General features: G+C 61.5%; 2 protein-coding genes. Both read left to right on the top strand.

Annotated elements, in window-relative coordinates; translation table 11 throughout:
* Positions 1-297 precede the first annotated feature (297 nt).
* Positions 298-639: a hypothetical protein gene (locus GY769_25005; GenBank protein MCP4205183.1), complete on the top strand. Its 342-nt coding sequence runs from the start codon at positions 298-300 to the stop codon at positions 637-639.
* A protein-coding gene (locus GY769_25000; protein MCP4205182.1) for an IS3 family transposase occupies positions 636-2167 on the top strand; the annotation gives its coding sequence in 2 pieces (ribosomal slippage) (positions 636-1086 and positions 1086-2167; 1533 coding nt in all). The genes GY769_25005 and GY769_25000 overlap by 4 nt, the downstream gene beginning before the upstream one ends.
* Positions 2168-2885 lie beyond the last annotated feature (718 nt).

Raw genomic sequence — 2885 nt, 5'->3', positions numbered from 1 at the left:
GCCAACCGAGATCCAAGCGGAGCTACATCGCTCGCTCGCTCGCCACCGCGATGGCGAGCCGATGCAGGACGACATTACTATAGTCGTCGCCAGGCTTTCCTAAGTTTCGGCTGTCGTCGCACTACTCTTCTCACATGCCAATCTTGGGGCCTACGCGGTGGCCGCTGTCGGTGTCTGGGGCCGCGGGACACGTGCAGCGCGAGCCATGTCCGCCTATTGCGTCGGCAAGGACCCCTGTGTCAGGGTAGTTGTCGCCTCCAGACTCACGAATGATCTGGGGGCAGGAGCAACGACCTGATGAGACCTTACCTGATCCGAATTCTGGAAGCCTTACTCGAGGTGCTGGACCCGCCCCGTTCGCCGCAACGGGCTGTGCTGGAAGTAGCGTTCGAGCTACATCGGCTCGATCACCGACTGTTCGAGATCCTTCAATCCCTGAGCTTGCCCGGCGATGTCGGCAAGATGCGAGAGAACCGAGTGCCGCGGACGGTGGCGGCGGAGCTGTGCGGCATCGTGGAGATGGTCAAGGCGGACTATCTCGCCGAAGCTGTAGCGAGCTTGCTGCAGGTGGCGCAGGTCACCGAAGAGCAGATCCGCGAGGAGTTCTTCGAGCTGCATGGCCTCGGAGGTCACCGATGAAGTACTCCGAGGCGTTCAAGTCGAAGATGGTGCGCAAGATGGCCTCGCCCGATGGGCCGAGTGCCCACGCCTTGGCGCAGGACGTGGGCGTGCACCAGAGCACGCTGTCGCGCTGGCTGCGGCAAGCCGCTAGAGTTCAAGACATGACGAAGCGAGACCAGGCGTCGCGGTCATGGAGCGCCGCACAGAAGTTGGAAGCCGTGTTCGAGGCGGCGTCGTTGTCGGAGGAAGATCTCGGCCCTATCCTGCGCCGTAAGGGCCTGTATCGTAAGGACTTGGAGCAATGGCGTGGGGAGATGCTCAAGGGCCTGGAGGCGAAGCTGCCGCATCGTAGGACGTCGAGCAAGACGCCTGAAGGTCGCCGTGTCCGCGAGTTGGAGAAGGAGCTCCGGCGCAAGGATGCGGCCCTGGCGGAGACCGCGGCGCTGCTGGTGCTGAAAAAAAAAGTCCAGGCGATCTGGGGGGCCGAGGACGCCGCCACGACGCGCAGGAGAGGCAAGTGATCCTCGAGTTGATCGACGAAGCCGTGCGCTGTGGCGCCCGGCTCGAGCCAGCCTGCGAGACGCTAGGCCTGGCGGTGCGAACGATCCAACGCTGGCAACAGCGAGGCGGTGGTGAGGATTGCCGACATGGCCCGAAGAGCGAGCCCCCCAACAAGCTCTCTGCGGCCGATCGTCAGCACGTGCTCGAGATCGTCAACTCGCCCGAGTACTGTGATCTGTCGCCGAACCAGATCGTGCCCCGGTTAGCCGATGAGGGCATCTATGTGGCGTCGGAAGCCACGATGTACCGCATCCTTCGCGAAGAAAAGCTGCTGACCCACCGCCAGCGCTCGCGACCTGCCGTCACCTGGCGTCCCAAAGAGCACGTCGCCACCGGCCCGTGCCAAGTCTTCAGCTGGGACATCACCTATTTGCGCTCTCCGGTGCGTGGAGAGTTCTTTTACCTTTACCTGATTCTGGACGTCTGGAGTCGCAAGATCATGGGCGCCAGGGTCCATAGCGAGGAGTGCAACGAGCGTGAGGCAGAGCTCTTTGAGCAGACCTGCTGTCGTCACGGTCTGGACCCAGAGGGCGTCGTTCTGCACTCCGACAATGGCGGTCCAATGAAGGGCTCCACCATGCTGGCTACCCTCCAGAGTCTGGGCGTCGTCGCCTCCTTCAGCCGGCCGCGAGTCAGTGACGACAACCCCTTCTCCGAAGCGCTGTTTCGCACCCTGAAGTACCGGCCCGAGTACCCGTCTCGTCCCTTCGCTTCCCTCGAGGAAGCCAGCCTCTGGATCGAGGGCTTCGTGCGCTGGTACAACACCGAGCACCGCCATAGCGCGATTCGCTTTGTGACACCGGAAGATCGGCATAGCGGTCGGGAAGAAGAGATCCTGAAGCAGCGTCAGCGCGTCTACGAACGAGCTCGGCGGCGCAACCCTCGGCGATGGTCGGGTGCGACTCGCAACTGGCAACCGATCGAGACGGTCTATCTCAACCCTGAGAAGAAGTCCTCGCGGGAGGATCTCCCAGCCGCAGCGTAGAGCGCCAACCTTCATCGAGGCCGTCCCATGAAAGCTAGAACCACCTTACCCAGAACTCTGAGCCCTGAGGACGCTCAACGGCACGAGGCAGGTACCGGATGTACCAGTGTTCGGATCGGTTGCTGCCGGTGGTCAGGCCGCCCAGCTCTGCGCACTGAGACCGCCCCCTGGCGAGACCGACACAAGTAACACGTTGAGGCGACAACTACCTTGACATCCACCGAATACACTGATCTCGAGATCACAGAGTCCATCTTTGCTGCTCAGAGTTGTGGGTACACTAGCATACACAGCCAATGCATTACCCATGTCCTCCACCGTCGCGGCATTAAAAGTCGCTGTTGAAGCATACGTCGACTGGCGGCATCGAATCACTGAAGCGATCGACCCTCGTCTGGGACTCCCCCGGGCCAGATCGAGGTCGGAGGCGTCGTCTTGCGCATGGAACGTGAGATTCACCCATACTCTCTCCCCTTTGATCTGCGTCGAGATGACTTTCAGGTCATATATCTTGGGGATATGGTCCGTAACGCGCCATGGTGGGCATCCTGGGCAAGGCTCAGGAGGGGTATCCTGCTCAGATCCACGTTGCTGTAGCAGCCAGTAACCATCACTACCTCATCTTAACACCCGCCGATACACTGTGAGCAAGAACATGCGCGAGCGTCTTTTCGGATTCTCATGACCGGACGGCGCCCTGGCCCCGAAGGGGCCGAAT

The organism is bacterium, from assembly GCA_024224155.1.
In the GTDB taxonomy this organism is placed as follows: Bacteria; Acidobacteriota; Thermoanaerobaculia; order Multivoradales; family JAHEKO01; genus CALZIK01.
The sequence above is the reverse complement of the archived record's forward strand: the minus strand, read 5'-3'. Positions and strand labels throughout refer to the sequence as shown.